The sequence below is a fragment of the Cyanobacterium aponinum PCC 10605 genome, from assembly GCF_000317675.1.
In the GTDB taxonomy this organism is placed as follows: Bacteria; Cyanobacteriota; Cyanobacteriia; order Cyanobacteriales; family Cyanobacteriaceae; genus PCC-10605.
The window spans coordinates 2,618,072-2,641,930 of sequence record NC_019776.1; the positions used below are offsets into that span (position 1 = coordinate 2,618,072).

Here is a 23,859-nt window from a genome sequence, read left to right on the forward strand (position 1 = left end):
TGGCGAAAAGAGCAATTAGTGAATAGTGAATAGTGAATAGTTGATAATTAAAAATTAAAAACTCTGAACTCCTGTACGGGCGAATGGCCATTCGCCCCTAACTAACCCCGTACGGCTTTGCGGAGCGAGCGCCGCAAATTATCGTCTTCTGTCCCTTATCTGATGTTCTTAAACCAAACAGAGGTTATAATGATGATTCTCCAAATCCCTCAATAATCCTCTCCGATTGATGAATAATACCTCTTAGTTCATCCAATAAATTCGTATCTACATTCATCCATAAGTTTCTCTGATGTGCTTCAATGAGCCTTTCTCCCATGTCTCTTAAAGCCCAAGGATTTTTTTCTTGAATAAATTGTCGGACTTTTTCATCTAATAAATAACTTTGAGCAACTCCTGTAAACATAAAATCGGGTACAGACTTAGTTGTAGCGGAATAGGCAAATAAATAGTCCACTGTTGCACTCATTTCAAATGCTCCTTTATAACCATGTCTCATTACCCCTGCTATCCATTTAGGATTAATAACTCTACTGCGATATACTCTGGCAATCTCTTCTTGTAAATGTCTAACTTTAGGGTTATCTGGTTGGGAATTATCACCAAAATAAACCGTTGGGTTTTCCCCTTGTAAATGTCTGACGGCGGCGGTTAATCCCCCTTGAAATTGGTAATAATCATCGGAGTCTAATAGGTCATGTTCACGATTATCTTGATTATGCAAAACTATCTGTAATTGTTTCAGTCTTTGTTCAAAGGCTTCGGGTTGAGATACTCCTTTTGTGCCTGTATAGGCGTAGCTACTCCAGTTTAAATATGCCCTTGCTAAATCTTCATCACTATGCCAATTCTGGGCTTCGATAAGTCCTTGTAATCCAGCCCCATAAGCCCCCGGTTTTGAACCAAAAAGCCGATAGGTTGCCCTCTCTCTTGCCTGTTTTTTCTCTAATCCTTGTTTAATCCAATATTGAGTATCTTTTTCTACCTGTTGGGCAAGGGGATTATTTTCTTTTTCTTCTTTGAGGCTTGACAAATATTGATTAATTTTATAAAGTAATTCCATTATATTGGGGAATCCGTCTCTAAAAAACCCAGAAACTCTCACAGTAACATCAATTCTAGGTCTGCCTAATACTTCGAGGGGAATTACCTCAAAATCCACAACTCTACGGCTTACCCCATCCCATATTGGTTTAACTCCCATTAATGCCATTATTTGAGCAATATCATCTCCTCCTGTGCGCATGGTAGAAGTACCCCAAACGGAAATTGCTAGGGTGCGGGGATATTCTCCATTTTCTTGGGTATATCTTTCGATAAGAGTTTCGGCGGCTTTTCTGCCTACATCCCAAGCGGTTTCACTAGGAATAGCTCGAATATCAACGGAATAAAAGTTTCTGCCTGTGGGTAAAACATCGCTTCTGCCTCTGGTGGGTGCGCCTGATGAGCCACTGGGAATATATTTTCCCTCTAAGCCTCTGATAAGGTTATCTATTTCTTGCTCTGTTTTTTTTAAGTTAGGTAGGAGTTTATTTTTGATCCAGTTAAGAGACTTTTCTGTATGTTTTCCTAGTTTTATTTCCTCGGCTTTTTCTCCTTTTATCAGCTTTTCTATTAATTCATTGGCTATGTTTTCTAAGTCATCTTTTTCTACTATGCTCTCATTATTTTTATCCTCCTTAGCTTTCCTTAATAAGTTATTGTTTTGATCCCCCCTAACCCCCCTTAATAAGGGAGGAATTTGATTGTGGTTTAAGTCTTCTTTGATAGCTTCTATTAATCCTAAGTTATTATAACTAGAAAAACGTGCGATCGCACTTATTAAATCTCTTAATAGTCTTCCTTCTGGACATTGTCCAAAAATATGTAAACCATCTCTAATCTGGGCTTCTTTTAACTCACATAAATAACCATCAGCAATCGTTAAAAATTCGGTTAAACTATCTCTATTTACTTCTTTTATACCTAAATCTTCATTTAGCTTAGTTTCTTTGATTAAATTTGAAATGCGATCGCAGATTATTTTTAACCTACTAGGATTGAGACTTTGAGCTTGATAATATTCATCAATTAAAGCCTCCAATTCTAATAATTCTCCATACAATTCTGCACGGGTTAAAGGGGGAGTTAAATGATCTAAAATTACCGCATTTGCCCTTCTTTTTGCTTGTGATCCCTCCCCCGGATCATTGACAATAAAAGGATAAAAATGGGGAAGTGTGCCTAAAGCAATTTCGGGATAACAATTATTAGATAAAACTAAACTTTTACCCGGTAGCCATTCCAAATTTCCGTGCTTACCAACGTGAATAATTACATCTGCTTGAAAAATGTGTTTTAACCAATAATAAAAAGCTAAATAATGGTGAGTTGGCTCTAAATCTGGAGCGTGATAATTAAGACTAGGATCTAAATCATAACCCCTCGATGGTTGTACTCCGACAAATATTTTGCCAAATTGAATCCCTGAAACAGGAATATAATTTTGGTTAATAAATAAATTTTGCTCCTGAATTTCATCTTCATCCGTGAAACAGGCATTTTGCTTGTAATTTCCCCATCGATTAGTAATTTTTTGTTGAATTTCTAAGGGTAAAGTATGAAAATATTTTTGATATTCTTCTAAAGATAAATATTGATTAATTTTCTTTTGAGATGTCATTTCTAAATCATTTGTTATCCCTTCAATTAACTGAAAAATTAGCTTATCTCCATTTTCAGGTATATTTTGAATATCATAATTATTTACTTTTAACGCCCGTAAAATATTAATACAACTAGCGGGAGTATCTAACCCCACTCCATTCGCAATTCTTCCATCTTTATTGGGATAATTTGCTAAGATTAAAGCTACCTTTTTTTCTGAGTTTTTCTTCTTTTTTAGCTTTATCCAATTTTTAGCTAACTCAGCAATATAATTAACTCTATTTTCTTGAGGTTGATAAATAACAATGTCAGTTTCTAATTGAGGGTGTTTAGTAGCCACTGACTTAAAAGAAATTGCCCTAGTGATTATTCTTCCATCGACTTCTGGTAAAGCAACATTCATGGCAACATCTCTGGGGGATAAACCTTGAAAGCTATTTTGCCAATATTCTTCTGTACTTCCACTTAATATTACTTGAAGCACTGGAATATCTAGGGTTTCCCATATTTTTGTATTAGATTCTGAACCTATTTTTGCTACTGAAAAGCTGGTAGTATTTAAAATTAAATTTACTTGATATTTTTGTAAAATTTCAATTAATTCAGCTTGAATATCGGCTTCTCTAAGGGATGATAAATAAATAGCGATAGTACTTAAATTTTGTTTTTTTAATGCAGAGGATAAAGAATCAATGGGTTTTGTGTTGCCCGACAAAAAATGAGCTCTATAAAAAATAATTGCAACATCTATTTTTTGCTTATTTTCTTCTTTTTTATTGATGTTTATAGAATAAGATTGGTTCACTTTTTATTTTTTAAATTTTGAATAATTGCAATTAAAGTTTAAAATTGTATTTTACCATTAAATTATTCTTAAACATAAAATTTATTTATAACCAATTACTACTTTTTTATTATTATGAGTGCAGAAATTATTTGTATCGGGACAGAACTATTGTTAGGTGACATTTTGAATAGCAATTCTCAATTTTTAGCCCAAGAATTAGCTATTTTAGGTATTCCCCATTATTTTCAAACGGTTGTTGGAGATAACTTAGCCAGAATTCATGAGGTGATTAACATTGCGTCCCAACGTTCTTCCATTCTTATTTTTACAGGGGGTTTAGGCCCTACACCCGATGATCTTACCACAGAAGCGATCGCATCTTTTTTTCAGGGAACTTTAGAAGAAAAATCAGAGATTATTGAAGATATTGAGGTAAAATTTGCCCAAAGAGGGCGAAAAATGACAAATAATAACCGTAAACAGGCTTTATTACCAAAAGGAGCGGACATATTACCTAATTTAACAGGAACAGCCCCGGGTATGATTTGGCAACCTTTTTTAAATAATGTCAACCATCCGCAACAAAAATTAACAATTTTAACCTTTCCCGGAGTGCCTTCAGAAATGAAGCAGATGTGGCGAGATACTGCTGTACCATTTTTACAGAGTCAGGGATGGGGGAAAGAAATTATTGTCAGTGAAATGATGCGGTTTCGGGGGATAGGAGAGTCAGCACTGGCAGAAAAAGTTAATCATCTCTTTGCCTTAACGAATCCTACCGTTGCCCCTTACGCCTCCCATGGAGAAGTAAAATTAAGGGTTTCTACCAAAGCAAAAAATGAAGCTGAGGCGAGAAAAATAATTAATCCTATTGTAGAAGAAATAAAAGCGATCGCCCTTGAAGATTACTATGGCTCAGACGAAGATACCTTAGAAGGAGTTGTGGGTAAATTGTTAACTGCAAGAGGAGAAACAGTGAGCGTTGCGGAATCTTGTACTGGCGGTGGTTTGGGGGCTATGTTTACAGCTTGCGGGGGAAGTTCTGCTTATTTTTATGGGGGTATCATTGCTTATAGCAACCAAGTCAAAATTCGTCAATTGGGAGTATCAGAGGCGGATATAGAGCAGTTTGGTGCAGTTTCTGAAACGGTAGCCCAACAGATGGCAAAGGGAGTTAAAAACCGATTACAAACCGATTGGGGTATTGGAATTACGGGCATAGCAGGCCCTGATGGTGGCACTGAAACCAAACCTGTCGGATTAGTGTATGTTGCGATCGCACAGCCCCACTTCGTGACCGCATCTCCATCATCCGATACAATTAGCTATGAATTAAAATGGGGAATTAATCGGGATAGACAGACTATTCGTTATCTTACCTGTTGTTTTGCCCTTGATCAATTGAGACGGAAATTGTTAAGTAATTAGGAATTGTTAGGAGTTAGGGGTTACGTTTCAGGTATTAGGGTATTAGGGTATTAGGGGATGAGGTGATGAGGTGATGAGGTGATGAGGTGATGAGGGGAGAGGGAGATAAGGTGTCGGGTTTCAGGTTTTAGAAGAAAGTAATGAGTAATGAGTAACGAGTAATTATCAACTATTCACTATTCACTATTCACTAATTGCCCTTTGTACTAATTGAGATGGCTATCTTTGACAACTTGTCTATTGATTTAAATATTTATTTGAGATATATAAACAATACCCTTAAATGTAAATCTTGACTATTCATAAAAGATTCTACATGATCAACTATTTAACTCATTAATAATTCATTTAGATAGCCAATGAAAATTAGACATAATAAATTTTTAAACTTTAATTCTATTATTTTTCTTAGTGTATTCGTTGGATTAAATACATTATTAAATAGCTTTTTAGTTCAAGTTAAAGCGGACTCTTCCCATCAACACGGAATGAATATGTCTTCCGAAAATGGACACGCTCATAAAACTCTTGATGTATCTAATCTTAATGAAATTCCATCAATAGAAATAGAGATTTTTCCAGATAAAATTAAAGGATGGAATCTATACTTAAATACTAAAAATTTTGAATTTATCTCTCCTAATTTAGAAAATAATAACCCCAATCAAGGTCATGCACATTTGTATATTAACGGAGTAAAAGTAAGTAGAATTTACAGTAATTGGTACTATATATCTGAACTTCCTGAAAAGGACAATGAAATTGAAATTACTCTTAATACCAATAATCATCACGATTTAATTTATAATGGTAAGATTGTAGGCGATCGCATTTTAATTACTAATAAAAAATAACTTATAATCAATGAGAAAAGCAATTATTTGTGGATATTATGGTCAAGGAAATGCAGGAGATGAAGCCCTATTACTGGCTATTTTATCCCGTTTAAATAATAATATTACTCCCATTATTTTGTCTGGTAATCCGCAAAAAACAAATCAAGATTATGGAGTAATTAGCTATTCTCGTTTTCAAATTATCAAAGAAATATTAAAACTAACAAAAAAAGATTTATTTATTTGGGGAGGAGGAAGTTTAATCCAAGATATTACCAGTGTTAAAAGTGCTATTTATTATTTAACCTTAATGGCATTAGCACAATTGAAAGGAGTTAAAACTATTGCCTATGCTCAAGGAATTGGACCGATAAAAACTCCCCTCATTCAATGGTTAACTAAGATTGTACTGAAAAGATGCGATCGCATCAGCGTTAGAGATCAAAAATCAGCTAAACTGTTGGATAAATGGGGAATAAAATGCTTAATTGCACCCGATCCAGTGTGGGCCTTGCCTAGTAAAATAACAAAAAAAATAGAACTTTTACCTGCTCCTAGAATTGCTGTTAATTTGCGTTCTCATTCTAGTTTAACTATTACCAAAATAGAAACTATATCCCAAGTTTTAATTAAAATAAAAGAAAAAATTAATGCAAATATAATTTTAATTCCTTTTCAAATATCAAAAGATTTAGAAGTTTGTGAAAAAATAGCCCAGCAATTAAAAACTAACTATCAGATTTTAACCTTAGAAAATGCCCAAGAATTAAAAGGATTATTTTCTCAGATAGATATGCTCATAGGAATGCGTCTTCATAGCTTAATCATGGCTGGAAGTGAAAATTGTAAATGTTTTGCTCTTAGTTATGATCCCAAAGTAAGCAATTTAATGAGGGAAATAAATATCAAAGGATACGATTTAGAAAAATTACCAACTAATATCGACGAAATTGTCCAAGAATGTTTAAACACCTATAACAATCCTAATCCGATTTCCCCTCATCAAATACAAAAATTAGCAGAGGATGCCCTTAAACATCATCAATTAATAGATTCAGTTATCACTTAAAATTAGAGCAGGAATTCAGTATTAGTGATTAATATGGCTCTATTATTTTGAGTATGTAAGTTATTGGTTAAGGTGGGCAACAGGTAACAGTAAAAAAATTGACGATTTCTCCATGGAAATTGATATTAATTTTAGTTTTGCAAAGAGTATATAAAAAACAGTTTTTCCATTCTAATGATAGAATGGTGACTCAAAATCCTATTAGCTTAAATTATTATTTCTCCTAAATATTTAAAATTGCTATTTTATGAAGACTTTTCCTGTTTTAGGTTTACCTATACATTTGAGTGAAAACTATCAAGATTTATTAATTAGTCGTGTTGAAAATAATACTCCCACTCACGTTGTTACCATGAACTCAGAAATGGCGATGATGGCACAAAAAAACACAGATTTAGCCACTGCCATTAATAAAGCGGATTTAGTTGTGCCTGATGGTTCAGGAGTGATATTTTATTTAAAACGTAGAGGACAAAAACAACAAAGAATTGCAGGGATTGAATTAGCCGCTTCCCTCATTGAAGCAATTGGCAAAAAGGGGAAAGACTACCCTATCTGTTTCTATGGAGGTGCAAAAGGAGTAAGTGAAAAAGCCGCCCAAGCATGGAAAGAAAAAGTAACTTCTGCCCATATCATTTACAATCACGGTTACTTATCTGGACAAGAATTAGATGATTGGTGCGAAACCATCAAAAAAGTGCAACCTAAATTAATTTTAGTTGGTTTAGGCGTACCAAGACAAGAATTATGGATCATGAATCATCGTCACTTAGCCCCGAATGCTGTATGGATTGGAGTGGGAGGAAGTTTCGACATTTGGGGAGGAGTCAAAGAAAGAGCCCCAGAATTTTTCTGCAATAATCATTTAGAATGGTTATACCGCCTTTATCAAGAACCATCACGTTGGCGTAGAATGTTAGCCTTACCAAGATTTTTTATTAAAGCTATGATTTGACTCAGTAAATCCTAATTAGTCATTGGGTGAAATTAAGAATTAAAATGGGAGATTGCTATTCAGTAATTATTCATTGTATATGTCAAATCAATATTCAGGCTGGTCATTAACAGCGAGAAACCCCGAAGTCATTGAACAATTAATGCCTTTATGGGGTTTTTTGTATAAATATTATTTTCAGGTAAAAACCAGTGGTTGGGAAAATATTCCAGAAGGGCCAGTGTTATTTGTTGGTTCTCATAATGGTGGTTTAGCCGCTCCTGACATGACAATGATGATGTATGATTGGTTTCGTCGTTTTGGCACTCAACGCCCCATTTATGGCTTAATGCACCGTAACGTGTGGAGTGCCTATGGCAGTCTTACTCGTTTAGCCGCCCAAACAGGGGCTATTCGAGCTCATCCCAAAATGGCGATCGCAGCTTTGGAGAAAAAAGCCAGTGTTTTAGTATATCCGGGGGGTGCAGATGATGTATTTCGTCCCTATACAGAAAGACAGAAAATAAAATTTGTTGGTAGAAAAGGATTTATTAAATTAGCCTTAAAATATCAAGTTCCCATTGTACCTCTTATTGCTAAAGGAGCTCATGAAACTATTTTTGTGGTTGCCAACATATACAAAGAAATCAAAAAATTAAATCAACAGGGTTTATTTCCATGGATGTTTGATATTGATCCTCAAGTGTTTCCTATATACTTCGGATTGCCTTGGGGATTAGCTGTTGGCCCCCTACCTAATATTCCCTTACCCTTACAAATTACCACAAGGGTTTGCCCTCCCATCTATTTCCCTCGCTACGGAGAAGAAGCAAGTTGCGCTCGGCTTTATGTTCAGGAATGTTATGATTTAGTCGTCAATACCATGCAAAAAGAATTAGATTTACTTTACCTAGGGATTGATTAAAAGTTATTTCACCGTGTAATGAATGATACACAGCTAATAGTAGTTCGTTCAATAAATTGAATTAAGATGTTGACGTTAATTTCTCCCGCTCACCCCATCACTCCCTCCCCTCATCCCTCAACACTTCGAACTTATCTTATGCCCGTTGATTCAAGATGTTTTACTAAAGTCTCTTCCGTCAACGCCGTTTTTAAGTGTTGCCAAGGTAAAACCTGCCCTACTTGCCAATTTTGGTGAACATAATAATCTAACGGCGGAATTTGCCCCTTTAACTCTTTAAATGCCCGTTTATAACTACCGAGAGTATCCCCATAATTACGAGTTAATTCTAACAATTTACTCAAGCGGCGATCGCCTCTGGAAATTAAACCTTGAATAATAGACCAATTATAACTTTCAGGACGAAAATCAACCCCAATTTTGCCCAAATTTTTCTGTAGATATTGTAATCGCTTTTTACTATCCTGATTGACTCCAAACCACTGAAAAGGAGTATGAGACTTAGGAACAAAAGTACTGCATCCCAAGGTTATTTTTAATCTAGGAGCGGCTTTTTTTACCGCCTTCATCATCTCAATAGTTGCATCTAAGTCACCGTAATCCTCATGGGGTAAACCCACCATTCCATAAAATTTAATCGCCCTTAATCCTCCTGCTTGGGCATTGATTGCCGCCTCAATAATTTCCTCATTTTCCAGCTTTTTATTAATAATCTCCCGAATTTTAGAGCTTCCACTTTCAATAGCAATCGTGATGGATTTTGTATCTCGTTTCTTCAGAAAATTTGCCAATTTTTCCGTTACAGTATTAGTTCTTACCGATGCAATACTCACCCTAACATCATCAAATTCCGATTTTCCTAAATAATCAATCAACCCTGAAAATTCAGGATGTTGCGTCACAGAAGCCCCCAATAAACCTAGACGATTAGTTACTTTTAAACCCCTTTCAATGGCAGGAATTAAAGACTTTTCCAAACTAGCCGTGCGAAAGGGCAAAGTTAGATAACTCGCTAAACAAAAACGACACATTTCTGGACAACTTCTCACCACCTCCACCATATAAATATTTTCCCAAGCGGCTTTTTCCGTCACCACCGTAGAAGCAGACAAAATGTTTCCCCGATAAGTTTGCTTTTCCACAAAAGAAGGAATATCAGAATTAAGAGGTTTAATACTATCAATTTTTCCATCCTCCTGTTGATAATTAACCTCAAACAAATTAGGGATATAAATACCTTCTATTTTTGCCAAATAATGTAACTTAGAAAAACGACTTTCTTGTCTTATTTCCTGATAAGAATTAATAAAACTATCCAATAAAACTTCTCCATCACCTAAAAGAATAACATCAAAAAAATCTGCAAAAGGTTCAGGATTAGCGGTAAAAACAGGGCCACCCCCAAAAATTAATGGATGATTTTCATTTCTATCTTTAGCATGAATAGGAATACCTAAAAACTCCAACAAATTAAGGATATTAACATAATCTAATTCCCAAGAAAAAGAAAAACCAACCAATTCAGGATTGCGAGGTAAACTCTCATGAATATCTGTAAATAAACGACTAACATCCACATCGGGGCGAGAGCAAAAATTTGCCCATACTAATTGATAACCTAAGCTCGTTATTCCCACAGTATATTCATTAGGAAAAGCAAAAATTAAAGGAATAGCATTAATATCTTTAGACGTAGGAGTAAATAATAATTTTTCTTGTGAAAAAATACTCATATTATGATGATAAAAAATATAAAAATTTTCTTATAATTATAATAAAATAATACTAAATTGTGTTTGACAAATCAATTACTAATTAAAAATAACAAATAAATATAAAACTAAATTATGAATTACAAACTATATTTTAATCTGAAAAATAAATTGCAGAGAACGAATTTATTCCCAAAAACTTTTTAAAATTATGACTAAAATTAGATTTTGCAAAGCCAGTACCAATAATAAACCTATAATAATTAATGCCGAATAACGAATAATAAGACTAATTAATGCTTTTTGAATGGCAGTATTTACTGTTTCTTCTAAACCCTCATTTGTCATTACTTTATAGACAATTTTTTCTACCTGAGCATCCAGTTTTTCTGATAGATTGCGAGGTTTTCTTTTTCTGCTTCTTAAATTATCTTCCTTCATTATACAAAAAATATTATATCCATTACCAACTTAAAAAAATTGATAATTTTTGATTAACTCAAACAAAAAATATCAATTAAATATTTGATTTATCGTGAATTCCTCATTCCTCAATTTTAGCCCAAAAAACTAAAAATAAATTAAAACTATTGATTAGCACTAGCAACTAATTCTTTTCTCTTTTGAGAGTAAAAAGAAGCTGATTCTTTACCTTGGATACATTCTTTAGTAAATTCAATTAGATGATGACTAACTAAGCCAATATGAATGATAGTCTCTATATCTAATTTTTTTAGTGCAGGAATAGCCATATCCCAAAAAATTTGACGATAACTACTTTTTAAACCTACCTGCCACACTAAATTGCCCATTATATGCAATCCTTTCTTAATATTTGCCCAAGAAACCCTTTCTGGACTATTTGGAACTTCGATACGATTAGGATAAGTATTTTCAGCATTATAAGCAAATCTTTGATATAAATATTTTGGCTCATAAGCAGTTGAAATACAGCGTTTCCACATATTCAACACCTCCTCATAGGGCATCAAAAAATCGATATTAGATTCTCTTGATTCATCTTCAATAATTCGCCCTTCAGCTTTTAAACGATTCCATAGGGGAGTTTTTGGTAGAGCATAAAGTAGATTAATTGTCAAAATAGGAATTTGAGAAGCATTAATAAACTCAAGAATATTGTCCGCCGTTTGTGGTGTATCTGTGTCAAAACCGATAATAATACCAGAAACAACCTCTAAGCCATAGCTATTGAGGGTTTTTACAGCATCTAATATAGGCATACTTAAGTTATGTTGTTTAGAAATAGCTTTTAATGCTGATACTTCAGGAGTTTCTATGCCACAAAAAACCGTAGTGAAATACGCTTCCCTCATCATTTCTAATAATTTCGGGCTTTGTGCAATATTGAGGGTGGCTTCACAGGTAAACTCTATAGGGTAGCCATTTTCTTTTTGCCATTTGATTAAATGGGGTAATAATTCCATTAAGGCACGACGATTACCCACAAAATTATCATCTACAAAATAAATCGCCCCCGGATTTCCAGAGGCGATAATAGCATCTAATTCCGTTATTATTTGTTGAGGGGTTTTTAAACGAGGGGAATTTCCGTACAATTCTGGAATATCGCAAAATTCACAGTTATAAGGGCAACCACTGGAAAATTGTATGTTAGCAATAAAATACTGTGATATATCAATTAAATTATAAGCAGGAATCGGGAATTGATCTAAAGGTAATCGATGCTTAGTTTCAAAAATAATCTGTTTTTCAGGTCTTTTTTGATGATTATCAATGTATTCAATAACTTTATCTGTTGCATCTCCTAATTCTCCTAAATGAAGAATATCAAAATCAGGATAATATTCTGGACATCCAGAGACAGAAGGGCCACCTAGAATGGTGATTTTATCAAATTTATGGGCTAGTTCGTTAATTGCTTTGATTCGAGGTTTTTGAATGTGCATTCCACTAACTATGATGGCATCTGCCCATTGATAATCTGTCTTGGTTACTGATTTAATATTTTCATCAATTAATCTTACTTCCCATGTTTGCGGTAAATAAGAAGCAACCACAAGTATTCCTTGAGGAGGCATAAAGCCTTTTACCCTAGGCATCAGAGGATACGCATGATGAAAAGTGCCAAATGAACGACTATATTGAGGAAAAATACATAAAACTTTTTTTTTATTTTTGGGAATGTATTGATTTGCGTTGTTTTTTTGATGAGCAGTTGCAGTCATTTCAGTTATTAATGTTGAGGGTAAGTGGATAAAAATTTTTTTTAATAATAACGAAAAGAAAATTAAATGATGAGAAATAGTTTTGCTCGAATCAAAGTTTAAGAAAAGTTGCATTTCACGAAATGAAGGGCTATGATGGTTATATTGAACAAATAAAAATGGGAGTCTTCTTGATCAATGGAGCAAGTAGATAAAATCTTAGAAAAACTCAAAGAATGGACTCAAAAAGTTATAGAAGCCTTGTTCGGTCCAGAAAGTCAACCAGAGGCGGAGTTAATCCCCATTCCAGTTAAAGATTATCCTAGACGATATTAATAATAATTCTTATAAAGACTTAAATGGTTCACTAATATTGTTTAGATAGTTAGATAAATTGTCCAATCATAATATTTTAGTATTGCATGGTCCGAATCTTAACTTGCTGGGTCTTAGAGAGCCTAGCATATATGGACATCAAACTCTGGAAGATATAAACGGTATTTTGAGATTAGACGGTGAAAAAATGCAGGTGAGTGTTACTTGTGTGCAGTCTAATCATGAGGGTGTTTTAGTTGACCAAATACATCAGGCTTTAAATAAATATCAGGGAATTTTGATTAATGCAGGGGCATTTACTCACACCAGTGTTGCTATTCGAGATGCTTTAGCGGGTGTAGCAATTCCTGCCGTTGAAGTTCATTTAAGTAATATTTATCGTCGAGAGGAGTTTCGTCATCACTCCTACATTGCCCCTGTCGCAATTGGTCAAATAAGTGGCTTTGGTGCGAATAGCTATCGTTTGGGTTTAAGGGCTTTAGTCGATTATCTTCAGAAGGATTTATAACCGATGTCAACCAAAATCACCTGAGTTCGATGAAAAACCTTTTGGAAAATGAGTAGTTGAGACTATTGATCGACAAAATTTTCCCCAAAACAATCATTAAGCAGTTCATATCGATTATAAAAACTCTTCCCGCTTCTCTACCATCCTCTAATGGATCTTTCACTCACACTTCAAGATAACCATTCTTGGTTTTCGACAATGGCTTTAGATAGTTTATTTAGTTCATCTAGGAGTTTTTGGTTATCAATATGGGTTTTAACAGCGACACGGAAATATTTTTCTCCCAACTCAGGAAAACTGACACAATCACGGATGAGGATTTGTTTTTGTCTTAGCAGTCTTAGCTGTAACTGAGTGCTTGGGATTTGGGTTTTAACTAAAAGAAAGTTACTTTGACTGGGTAAAACTTGTAAAAATTCAATGTTATCTAAACCTTGCTTTAACGATTCACGGGTTGGGGGTAGCCATTGCCATGTTTTTTCTTGAAATGCTTTATCCTGTAAACAGGCGACGGCGGCTATTTCCGCAAGACTATTAACACTCCAAGGATCGCGCCATTTTTGCCATTTAGCAATTGTTTGGGGGTTACTAATACCGTAACCGATTCTTAAGCCGGGGAGTGAATAAAATTTAGTGAGCGATCGCAATATTACTAAATTATCATAATCTTTAATAAAATCGATCAAACTTTCTTGGTTTTGAGGGGGCAGAAAGTCCATAAACGCTTCATCAACGATGACTAAAGCAAATTTTTCTAAATAGGGCTGTAAACTAAGACGAGTCCAAAGTTTTCCTGTGGGATTATGGGGATTATTAATCAAAATTGCCAGACGGGATGATTGAGGGGAATTAATACCCTTGTCTAAATCATCCAAGGGATAAAATTGATATTTCACCCCAAATGTCTTTAATGCCCTTTTATAGTCTGCAAAGCAAGGAGAAGGAAGTAAAACTCCTTCTAACTCGTGACATTCCCATGCTATCCAAGTAAGTAACTCCGCCGCCCCATTACTCGGTAAGATATATTTCTCGTCAAGATGGTGATGATTTGCCACCCCAAGGCGAAATTGAGGATAGTCAGGATTCGGATAGTGATTTAACTCAACTATACCAGCTTTTAAAGATGCGATCGCACTTTGGGGAGGACCTAAAGGATTGATACTAGCAGAAAAATCCACTACCTGAGTAGCAGTTTCATGATTCATCAGGCTCATAGCCCAATCAAGATTTCCTCCGTGAATTGGTCGCTTCAAATCAATCACCCAAAGATAAGATAAAAGGGGCAAAGTAAAAGGATGTACAGGGCAAAGGTTGACTATACACCAAAAATTACTTTTCTAAAAAAACAGGGCTTTAAAGCCACTATTCTTTGACAAAAATACAAGGCAAAAACCAACCGAAAAAGGTCGATCTTTGCTACACATGAATTTCGCCAAATTACTTGTTATTTTTTGCTACACTCTCTTTAAATAGTTTACCCGCAGAAAACGCAGGAACATTGGTAGCGGGAATTTCCATTTTTTCCCCAGTTTTCGGATTACGCCCTTCTCTTGCTTTTCTGTGACGGCTTTCAAAAGAACCAAAACCAACTAAAGTTACTTTGTCGCCAGAGGATACTGCTTCCATAATTGCCTCAATAGTAGCACTGATTACGGAATCAGCTTGTTTTTTGGTTACTTCTGCCTTTGCCGCTACTGCATCAACTAATTCACCTTTGTTCATAAAATAATCTCCTAATTGATTGAAAATGATTGTCATAAAACAAAGTTTATGGTAAAGATTTGCTCAAATTACCACTCACTAAGTGTTTTCGTGTTTTGACACTAGATCTGATATTACATGATTCAACGCTGAAATGTCGAAAAATTATAGTTTTTATCGAATTTTTTACATTTTTTTGCTTTTGTGTAAAGATTTGTTACTTTTTCTCAGTTAAATACGGATCAAAGTTCGGAGTTCTGAGTTCAGATTTCAGAGTTAAAATAAGGAGAAAATGGGATAAATTGATTTTTTCGTCTTTAACCTTGTTTTAAGAAAAGTTTTTCTTTCTCCGTAAAGGCTTCTTGTTGCTTCTGTTGCTGTTTTAATAATTCTGGTGTGGCATCAGATATATCGCTATTTCTCTGGCGAAGGCGATTTTGTAAAACATCTAATGGTGCATGGCAATAGATAATTTCAAATTCGATGTTATGGTTTAAGGCAAATTCGAGTACGGGGTGTCGCCAACAGATGCGATCAAATTTTCCATCAAGAATCACCTTAAACCCTTGAATGGTAAGAATTTTAGCTAAATCTAGGAGTTTTTGATAGGTTTTTGCCGTCATTGCCTGAGAATAAATTTCTTTCTCGCCTTTTTCTTGTAAGGGAATATTTGCAAGATGTTTTCTCACTGCATCAGTGCGGATATGGATAGCATTTAACTCCCGTGCTTTTTTGGTGGCAATGGTTGTCTTTCCTGAGCCTGATAACCCCGACATCATTATAATTTTCCCTTGAGATGGTTGGGTATATTGCCAAGCTAAATGATAATAGGCGGCGGCGGTTTCTTTAGCTTTTACTTTTTCTTCTTCCGATATGGCTCTATCATCTAACAATAAAGAGGTAACTTTTGCCCTCACATAAGCCTGACGACTCAAATATAACGGTAAAACCAGCACTCCTTCCCAATCCCCCGTTTCTTCTAAATAAGTATTTAAAAAGACGTTAGCAAGGGTTTTTTCTCCTTTAGAGTCTAAATCCATCACCGTAAAGGCAACATCATACATAACATCCACAAAGCGGAAAGGTTCATTAAATTCGATGCGATCGAAAAGTTGAATTTTATCCTGCCATATGCAAATATTTTTAAGGTGTAAATCCCCGTGACATTCTTTGATTTTATGGTCAGTTTGACGCTTTTCTAAAACATCTCGATAATTATGGAGAAAAATATCTGTAAATGTTTTAGTTTGTTCATATTGTTCTTGATTTTGGGCAATACCGATATATTTTTGCGTTTGCTCATAATTTTGACTGATGGATTCGCCTATTTTTTCAGGAGTACCAAAACTGGTTATATACTCATTGGTAACGGTGTTTTGATGGAATTTTGCCACTAATTTCCCTAATTCCTTCATGTGTTGAGAGGTTAAATTTCCCTGTTGATAGATATTTAGTAATAGATTTTCTTGGGGAAACTGATTCATTTTTAAGACGTATTCTTTTATTTGCCCTTGCTCTTGCCAATAAAAATTGTTATTTTCTTCGTAGATGGGTAAGACTTCTAAATATAAATCAGGGGCAATCTGCTTATTCATTTCTAACTCAACACTTAGGAAATGTTGGCGTTTTGCCAAAGTAGAATAGTCAAGAAAACCAAAATCAACTATTTTCTTCATTTTATAGGCATAGTTTCCCGTTAAAAATACGATCGAGCAGTGTGTTTGTATTATTTTTATAGGCTCTTTTACGGGGTGATGATAAAAATTAGCCTGTTGCATTCTTTGGATTAGTTTTTCTTGAGACATTTTAGTATATTTGTTATCAATAATGGGCAAATTAAAAGATAACCCCAGTTAAGTTTAAGAATATCGGATAAGAGCAGATTTGACAGTTTGATTTTTTGAATGTTGAATCATTAGTCAAAAATGGAAAATAAGAAAATCAATTTATTTACTGTTTTTGTCAAAATCTGTTAATTTTAACTCCTAACTCCGAATACAAATAAGTGATATACCTCAGTATTTAGATAAATGCTAAAAAAAATCAGACTAAGAATAAATCATCCTAGCCTGATAAAAATTGAGTAGTAATTTAAGTTAAGATGTAGCTACATCAAATTTGGGAAGTTATGAGTATTCGGTGCATTCATAGCTTCAAAGCCTAAATTGGCACGGTTAATCATATCTGCATCGGTAGGAATCACATGATTGTTACTATCTAAAATAGAATGGTTAAAGTTGAATCCATTAAGGTTAAAGGCAACGCTACTGATACCTAAACTCGCAAACCAAATGCCAATAGTGGGAAAAATCGCTAAGAGGAAATGAACAGAACGACTATTATTAAAAGCAAGAGAGGGAATTAATAATCGTCCTAAATAACCCACATGACCAGCTATTAGATTATAAGTCATTTCCTGTTGACCAAATTGATAACCTTCATTCTGAGATATATCTTCTGTGGTTTCCCGAATTAAACTAGAGGTTACTAATGAGCCGTGCATGACGCTCAATAACGCACCACCTAAAACTCCTGCGACTCCTAACATATGGAATGGGTGCATTAAAATATTATGCTCTGCTTGTAGCACAATCATGAAATTAAATGTCCCCACGATTCCTAAAGGCATCCCTTGAGAAAAACTACCTTGCCCAATGGGATAAACTAACAATACCGAAGTTACGGCGGCCGCAGGGGCAGAAAATGCGATAGCAATCCAAGGGCGCATACCAAGACGCTCACTTAATTCCCAAAGTCTGCCTAAATAAGCCCAGACAGCGATTAAGAAGTGAAATATAATCATCTGGTAAGTACCACCATTATAAAGCCATTCATCGATCGAACCTGCTTCCCATAAAGGATAAAAATGTAGCCCAATGGCGGCAGAAGTAGGCACAACGGCGGCGGTTGCAATATTATTACCGCTTAAAAGCGAACCCATGACGGGTTCACGAATACCATCTACATCCACTCCCGGGGCGGCAACAAAGGCAATAATAAATGCGATCGCAGCGACGAAGGCAGTGGGAATCATTAACACACTAAACCATCCTAGATAGATACGGTTATTAGTGCTAGTAATCCATCGACAGAAACGATCCCAAAGAGAATCATAGTTTAAACTGGAACTATTTTGAGCTATGTTTGCCATAATTTAGAACTCCTACAACTTTATCTTGTTGTCTAATGAGTTATTTGACTTCTCCACGCATTGAAATACGTGGATTCTAAGCGGATGTCGCTACACAGGTTAAAACCTGTTCGCTCCGCTTACGATATACTTTAGTTAACGAATTAACGTTATATCGCTTAGGAAGAGTCAATGCTTCCTTAGACACCTCGGCTAGGGTTATCCCTAGCTGTGTGCTTACCTTTTTTAAAATGTTGATAGCTCCGTTACAGTCCGCATTAATCAAGTAACTTTTAGCCGTTTTATACAAACCTCTATTTATTCTTTTCCCACTAAACTTATACTCTCTGGGTTTTTCACCATATTTTGGTAATAAGTCATTATCGAGAAAAGATGACTTGCTTGTATAACTTTCTTCAGTCTCAGTGAATCTTATACCCACTTCATCGGCTAATTCTTTTATACGGTTTTTTAACCTCACTGTTGGTAGTTGTACAAAGTTCTGGTTATTTCCCTTACCTAGATTAGCATTACTCTTCACACCTTGCCCCCAACCAAATACGATGTCACCTATCCTATTATTAAGGCAGTAATTAATAATAAAACGAGCATATTTGTTAATACTATCTTTAACTTGACAATTTCTTTTATGGGTTATTTCATCTAAAAATTCATCCCAATAAAACTCTGATTTCCCATTTTTATATTGAGCTACAGTCTTATTATATTTTTGGTTGATGAACTTTAAACGTTTTCCACATAAAATAAATGACTTGCCTTTAGTACTAACCGCAGTTATTAAATTACTTACCCCCGTATCTATTCCTAGAGCTTGACTGTAATTTAATTCGGTTGCTTTTACTTCTGGTGTTTTATAAACAAACTCAGCCCATAACTTGCCTAATGACGGTACTATCCTGACTTCAGCAATATTATGGCTATTCACTCCTTTAGCACTAGGAATTATTAGCTCTTTTGTCACCAGTTCATCTTTTTGAGTTTTTGGGATAGGCAATCTACAATAACCATCAATTGTTATTTTTATTTGTTGCTTGGTAAAAGACACTGCATATAAACCATTTTTTCTATAGCTAGGCATTTTAGGTTTATGTTCTATTTCCCCTTTAAACCACAGTGATAATAATTGGTTATAGGCTTTAAATGCTTCCGCTACTGACTTAATAGTTTGTTGTCCTTGACTCCCACCTATCGCTTGATAATGAACATTTGTTTTTAACTCCTTACAAAGGTTAGGATAATTAGCCTTTACCTTTCTTAGCTTAAAAGATGAACGCAATAAATCATTTTTATCAAAATATATATTTCTAGGGCAATCTTCAAAATGAGATTGTCTAATCAGAAATACTGTAGAATTATACAACTTATTTGACTGTTCACAGGTAAACTGTAAATAGTCGTTGCATTCGTCACTAATATTGTTTGTTAGTAAGATTCTGATAGTTTTATAATTCATGCTATAATTTTAACATCGTTTAAAACATAAATCAATGGTAAAAACAAAATTTCTTGGGGTAAAGTTATCAGAAAAAAGGTTTACAAAGTTGAAGGAGTATGCGTCATTAAAAGAGATGACAATGACTCAAGTAATTGAGCAGTACATAGACAGGATTAGTTTAGACAAAGCACAGGCAGATTAAAATCTGCAACGTTCGTTCTGCCACCCGTTGTTAAAACAGGTGGCTATTTCTCACTAACCTTTCTTGTATTTATCACCTATCAACTCACAATCTTTCCTACATTATCTAACAGGACACAATACGCTTAATACAAGGAAATACACTATGTTTTGTAGAATGATTGCAAATATTTTGAGTAACTTTAAACGCCATTTTATAACTAAAAAGGAATATAGTCAATAAGTGTTTATTCTTAGAGGAGGTAGTTTACTTAAAAAGATAGAAGTCTTTTGAGATATTATGAATAGTAAAGAAATTATTAAATAGTCAAAAATTCGATCGTGAAGCCGATTTCTGAGTCAGAATTTAACAATTTATATCAAACGGGAAAATTAGCTTTTGAAAAAGGGTGCTATCGTCTCAGTATTGAAAATTTGGAGAAAGCCTGTCAATTAGCTTCTTTTTATACTCGTGTGGGAGGAGAAGCAAGAATTTGGTTAGTAAATGCCTATGAAGCAGGACGAGAAACAGAAAAAGCGATCGCACTTTGTGAGGAATTAACAGCACATCCTCACTTAGAAACAAGGAAACAGGCTCTAAAATTATTGTATATCCTGAAAGCACCTCAATTAAAAAGACCAGAAGAATGGATGACAAAAATTCCAGACTTAAACGCTGATACTAACAATTTAATTAAATATAATCCTCCTAGTAACGGAAAAAAAATTAAACCTCCGCCTCAGATTGTTTTAGAAGATTTCAGCAAAATAAATACTAAAGATAATCGTTTTATTTGGTTAAGTTTAATTGTTTCTGGTTTAACTCTTACAGGATTATTGTTTTTATAGTGAAAGGGCAAGGGACAAGGGGCAAAGGGCAAAGGTAAATAGTTCATAATTAACCTGAGTTTTGGATAAGCTGAAAGCATCCCAACTCGTAGTCAGAAAACCTTATAGCTTCTTAGAAATAACGATAAAATTGCCTTAACCCGAACTAACTTAAACAAGGGGCTTAAGCCCCTTGCTAAAAACCCCTACCACCTGCAACCTGCAACCTGAAACCTGACACCTACCCTTATCCAATATTCTTAAACCGAACTGAGGTTAATTACTCATTACTGATAACTAAATGTCATCTCTTTCCGTGCGAATCCATTGATTTTCTCGCTTAAATAAAAATTTAAAATAAAGAGGTATTTTCCAAAGTATATATAAAGGAATTTTCATTAGTGTTGTTAAGGTTAATTCTTCCCGTGCAAATTTCACCCACGCAATAAATATCCCGAAAAATATCAGTAAAGATGCGATCGCATTTTGTTCAACATTACAATCTGCATCTATAAAAATAACTACATCTGGGGGATTTTCTCTCAAATAGTTAACCCCAAAATCCAAAGCATAACCCTTGCCTTTTAATAAATCATTTTGACGCTCAATAATTTTTACCCCCATATTTTCTACCACTGCCACAGTACAATCTGTACAATTGTCTGCGATTACAATGATATTGTCTGTTGATTTTAATTGGGGAATAATCGTTTTTAAAGTTTGAGAAATCACTCTTTCTTCATTATGAGCAGGAATTAAAACGCTAACAGATGTATGTAACCATTTATCATTAAAATTCTCGTCTTTTTTTATGTTTAAAGCAGAAGCCAGACATTCACCCATTAAAGTTACTGCTAAACAGAAGTGAATAAAACTAAGCAGAAAAAGCAATACGGAAAGAATAGTTAACATGAATTTAAGACAATATTAGAGCGAGAAGTAAAAAGTCTAATGATTTTACTGGCAGGGGGTATCAAATATACCCAAAGTTAAAATTAAGTCATCATCATAGTCATAATATAGACCGGGTTCAGAAAAAACAACCCGATTTGTAGGACTGTTGCGCACTCCGTTTTTACCAAAAAAAGTTATTTGAATATAACACTTTTGCGAACCACCATTCCAACTTTCATAATCGTAGCGAGAATTAAAGGGAATTTTATCGATATTCCGACGGGGAAAACAATTAACCCCAGATGGTTTCGTGTTACTGCCTACGTCTTTCGGAAAAACTCCATTTTCTAAGTGATACGTCCTGACATCGTCTGCTATACAGTCCATATCCATTATTGCTTGAGTATAACGGGCTTTATCTACTTGTTTCAATAAATTAGGAACTGCGATCGCAGCTAAAATGCCGAGAATAAAAGTTACAATCAACAATTCAAGCAAATTAAAGCCTTTTTGCCCAAAATAGTGATAATTTGTCGGTAAATTTGAGATTACTTTTTTTAAAAGCGAACGATGGTAGTCTTTCATCATCTTAGCTCCGACTTTCTGCCGCTATATTTCAAGACTACCCAAATAGAATCTTAACTATGACAAATTTTTGCTAAAAAATATTAAGTTTGAAAATTTTGAAGCTCTTATTTTTTGTTAAATTATCATAACTAATGTAAAAGACCGATAAAATGACGAAATAAAGTTTATAAAAATAAACTCATGTCATGATTCATTGACTTTAACCGAAGAATTATTGAGAAAAATATCCAAATTTTTAATAATTTCGGAAATTCCTTGTAGGATAAGCAAAAAAGGACTAACCAGAATCATTGTTTTGATGGGATAACGAGGTAAACCCCCCTCATCAGCAGAAATTTCCCATATCTGCCAAGAATTAGCTACATATTGCCAAGAAAAATAAATTACTACCCCACAAAAAGGAAAAACAAATAAAACAACCCCTAAAATATTAACTAAAGCCTTTAATTTCGGAGAAAAATCTTTATAAAAAAGATCAACCCGAACATGACTATCTACCTTTAAAGCATAAGCCGCCCCTAAAAAAAAGATAATATCAAATACATACCACTGCAATTCAATAAAGCTATTAGAACTCAAATTTTCACCAAAAATCTTACCAATATATCTACCTAAAACATTCCACACTCCCAAGGCAATCATTACTAATACTAAGCCATAGCTAATCTTGCCACACCATTCACTGATATTGTCTATTATTTTCGATATTTTTAAGGCTATTCCCATAACGTTTCCCTTTCATCAGAAATTATATATATTTTTACAGATCAAAAGATTTTAATGATATTATCCATCCAATCATTCATTAATTTCTTACAAATAATTTAAGATGAAAAAAATTGGAAAGGCAAAATAGAGCCTTAATTTTTGGTATAATTTCAGAACATTTCATACCATGATTAAGCAACGCCAATTTAAGATAATAAATTTAATTCATTTTGTAAAGAAGTCTTTAAATCTGCGGTTAAACGAATACTATTTTCCCTAATTGAACCATTAAGATATTCATTAACCCTTAAACAAGAACCTATTTTCACATTAACACTACAGCCACGACTAGGAATCACCTCACTATACTTAATCGCAACAGGTAAAATTTTTACTTCGACTTCTGGATTACTAGCCTCCACTTCCAAGGCAATTTTGGCAATACCTCTTTTCAATGGATTAACTGTATTAACAGTGCGATAAATATTTCCTTCAGGGAAAATAACAACCATCTTGCCTTCAGATAATAATTTTCCACTATGATATAAACTTTCTAACCCTGGGCGCTCTGTGTCAACGGGAAACCCCCCCAAGCGACGGATAAACCAACCTTGAAACCCTTTCATTTCGTTTGCTGATACCATAAAAAAAGGATCTCTATTTGTTACCATTCTACCAGTGGCATAAGGCACAATTAAAGCATCCCACCGGGAGCGATGAGTTGGTGCAATGATTACCGCCCCACTTTTTGGGACATTCTCTTTGCCTTCAATATGGATATTTTTGAAAAAGAAAGGAAAAATTATTCTGTTAGCTAAAGGATAAACTAACCTAATTAACCAAGGGGAAATTTCAGACTTAATAATGTGCTGATTTTCATTTTTGGTTATGGGGGATTCTGTTTTTGTCACCATGGAACTTTATGTAATTAAATACTAAACTTCTTATATTTCTAGCTTAAAGGCATTTATCAAACTTTTAAACCGCTATAGTGACAGTTTCTCAAC

At 34.4% G+C, this 23,859-nt stretch carries 21 protein-coding genes; 8 read left to right on the forward strand and 13 right to left on the reverse strand.

Annotated features, from left to right (window positions below; all coding sequences use genetic code 11):
- Positions 1-184: 184 nt before the first annotated feature.
- Positions 185-3,451: a cobaltochelatase subunit CobN gene (gene cobN, locus CYAN10605_RS10885; protein WP_015219991.1), complete on the reverse strand. Its 3,267-nt coding sequence runs from the start codon at positions 3,449-3,451 to the stop codon at positions 185-187.
- A gap of 114 nt (positions 3,452-3,565) precedes the next feature.
- Here cobN and CYAN10605_RS10890 point away from each other — a divergent pair, with 114 nt between their 5' ends.
- The 5 genes from CYAN10605_RS10890 to CYAN10605_RS10910 all read left to right on the forward strand — a co-directional run bounded on the left by CYAN10605_RS10890 (position 3,566) and on the right by CYAN10605_RS10910 (position 8,625).
- Positions 3,566-4,861 (forward strand): competence/damage-inducible protein A, encoded by a 1,296-nt coding sequence (locus tag CYAN10605_RS10890; protein WP_015219992.1) that lies wholly within the window; start codon positions 3,566-3,568, stop codon positions 4,859-4,861.
- 359 nt (positions 4,862-5,220) lie between these two features.
- Positions 5,221-5,715, forward strand: coding sequence for a hypothetical protein (locus CYAN10605_RS10895; RefSeq protein WP_015219993.1), 495 nt, complete (start codon positions 5,221-5,223; stop codon positions 5,713-5,715).
- Between the two features lie 10 nt (positions 5,716-5,725).
- Positions 5,726-6,766 (forward strand): polysaccharide pyruvyl transferase CsaB, encoded by a 1,041-nt coding sequence (csaB, locus tag CYAN10605_RS10900; RefSeq protein ID WP_015219994.1) that lies wholly within the window; start codon positions 5,726-5,728, stop codon positions 6,764-6,766.
- Positions 6,767-7,013: 247 nt separating this feature from the next.
- Positions 7,014-7,721, forward strand: a complete 708-nt coding sequence (locus CYAN10605_RS10905) for a WecB/TagA/CpsF family glycosyltransferase (protein WP_015219995.1) — start codon at positions 7,014-7,016, stop codon at positions 7,719-7,721.
- Positions 7,722-7,800: 79 nt separating this feature from the next.
- Positions 7,801-8,625: a lysophospholipid acyltransferase family protein gene (locus CYAN10605_RS10910; RefSeq protein ID WP_015219996.1), complete on the forward strand. Its 825-nt coding sequence runs from the start codon at positions 7,801-7,803 to the stop codon at positions 8,623-8,625.
- Positions 8,626-8,756: 131 nt separating this feature from the next.
- Here the strand turns inward: CYAN10605_RS10910 and CYAN10605_RS10915 are convergent, their stop codons facing one another.
- From CYAN10605_RS10915 to CYAN10605_RS10925, 3 genes are all read right to left on the reverse strand, one after another.
- Entirely contained in the window at positions 8,757-10,358 is a 1,602-nt protein-coding gene (locus CYAN10605_RS10915) for a B12-binding domain-containing radical SAM protein (RefSeq protein ID WP_015219997.1), read from the reverse strand.
- 165 nt (positions 10,359-10,523) lie between these two features.
- The gene (locus CYAN10605_RS10920) at positions 10,524-10,778 is read right to left on the reverse strand and encodes a hypothetical protein (protein ID WP_015219998.1); all 255 of its coding nucleotides are present in this window, start codon (positions 10,776-10,778) and stop codon (positions 10,524-10,526) included.
- A gap of 146 nt (positions 10,779-10,924) precedes the next feature.
- A complete protein-coding gene (locus tag CYAN10605_RS10925; RefSeq protein ID WP_015219999.1) occupies positions 10,925-12,544 on the reverse strand; it encodes a B12-binding domain-containing radical SAM protein in 1,620 nt (539 codons plus the stop codon).
- Between the two features lie 177 nt (positions 12,545-12,721).
- Between CYAN10605_RS10925 and CYAN10605_RS18870 the strand changes: the two genes are divergently transcribed.
- Both CYAN10605_RS18870 and aroQ read left to right on the forward strand, forming a co-directional pair.
- Positions 12,722-12,859, forward strand: a complete 138-nt coding sequence (locus CYAN10605_RS18870; protein WP_015220000.1) for a hypothetical protein — start codon at positions 12,722-12,724, stop codon at positions 12,857-12,859.
- 58 nt (positions 12,860-12,917) lie between these two features.
- The gene (aroQ, locus tag CYAN10605_RS10930; protein WP_015220001.1) at positions 12,918-13,367 is read left to right on the forward strand and encodes a type II 3-dehydroquinate dehydratase; all 450 of its coding nucleotides are present in this window, start codon (positions 12,918-12,920) and stop codon (positions 13,365-13,367) included.
- Positions 13,368-13,537: 170 nt separating this feature from the next.
- Here aroQ and cobD read toward each other — a convergent pair whose 3' ends face one another.
- From cobD to CYAN10605_RS10955, 5 genes are all read right to left on the reverse strand, one after another.
- Positions 13,538-14,620: a threonine-phosphate decarboxylase CobD gene (cobD, locus tag CYAN10605_RS10935; RefSeq protein ID WP_041922829.1), complete on the reverse strand. Its 1,083-nt coding sequence runs from the start codon at positions 14,618-14,620 to the stop codon at positions 13,538-13,540.
- A gap of 184 nt (positions 14,621-14,804) precedes the next feature.
- Positions 14,805-15,089 (reverse strand): non-specific DNA-binding protein Hbs, encoded by a 285-nt coding sequence (gene hbs, locus CYAN10605_RS10940; RefSeq protein ID WP_041922830.1) that lies wholly within the window; start codon positions 15,087-15,089, stop codon positions 14,805-14,807.
- Between the two features lie 296 nt (positions 15,090-15,385).
- Positions 15,386-16,873 (reverse strand): bifunctional aminoglycoside phosphotransferase/ATP-binding protein, encoded by a 1,488-nt coding sequence (locus tag CYAN10605_RS10945; protein ID WP_015220004.1) that lies wholly within the window; start codon positions 16,871-16,873, stop codon positions 15,386-15,388.
- Between the two features lie 302 nt (positions 16,874-17,175).
- Positions 17,176-18,219, reverse strand: a complete 1,044-nt coding sequence (locus CYAN10605_RS10950; RefSeq protein WP_015220005.1) for a photosynthetic reaction center family protein — start codon at positions 18,217-18,219, stop codon at positions 17,176-17,178.
- A gap of 76 nt (positions 18,220-18,295) precedes the next feature.
- Positions 18,296-19,672, reverse strand: a complete 1,377-nt coding sequence (locus CYAN10605_RS10955; protein WP_015220006.1) for an RNA-guided endonuclease InsQ/TnpB family protein — start codon at positions 19,670-19,672, stop codon at positions 18,296-18,298.
- A gap of 504 nt (positions 19,673-20,176) precedes the next feature.
- Here CYAN10605_RS10955 and CYAN10605_RS10960 point away from each other — a divergent pair.
- The gene (locus CYAN10605_RS10960; protein WP_015220007.1) at positions 20,177-20,683 is read left to right on the forward strand and encodes a hypothetical protein; all 507 of its coding nucleotides are present in this window, start codon (positions 20,177-20,179) and stop codon (positions 20,681-20,683) included.
- 276 nt (positions 20,684-20,959) lie between these two features.
- On the opposite strand, the gene CYAN10605_RS10965 is transcribed toward CYAN10605_RS10960, so the two are convergent.
- From CYAN10605_RS10965 to CYAN10605_RS10980, 4 genes are all read right to left on the reverse strand, one after another.
- Complete coding sequence (locus CYAN10605_RS10965) at positions 20,960-21,574, reverse strand: glycosyltransferase family 2 protein (protein WP_015220008.1); 615 nt, start codon at positions 21,572-21,574, stop codon at positions 20,960-20,962.
- A 45-nt stretch (positions 21,575-21,619) separates the two neighbouring features.
- The gene (locus CYAN10605_RS10970) at positions 21,620-22,144 is read right to left on the reverse strand and encodes a type II secretion system protein (RefSeq protein WP_241212762.1); all 525 of its coding nucleotides are present in this window, start codon (positions 22,142-22,144) and stop codon (positions 21,620-21,622) included.
- A gap of 183 nt (positions 22,145-22,327) precedes the next feature.
- Entirely contained in the window at positions 22,328-22,870 is a 543-nt protein-coding gene (locus CYAN10605_RS10975) for a TRAP transporter small permease subunit (protein ID WP_015220010.1), read from the reverse strand.
- A gap of 188 nt (positions 22,871-23,058) precedes the next feature.
- On the reverse strand, positions 23,059-23,766 hold the full coding sequence (locus CYAN10605_RS10980; protein WP_015220011.1) for a lysophospholipid acyltransferase family protein: 708 nt from the start codon (positions 23,764-23,766) through the stop codon (positions 23,059-23,061).
- Positions 23,767-23,859: the final 93 nt, after the last annotated feature.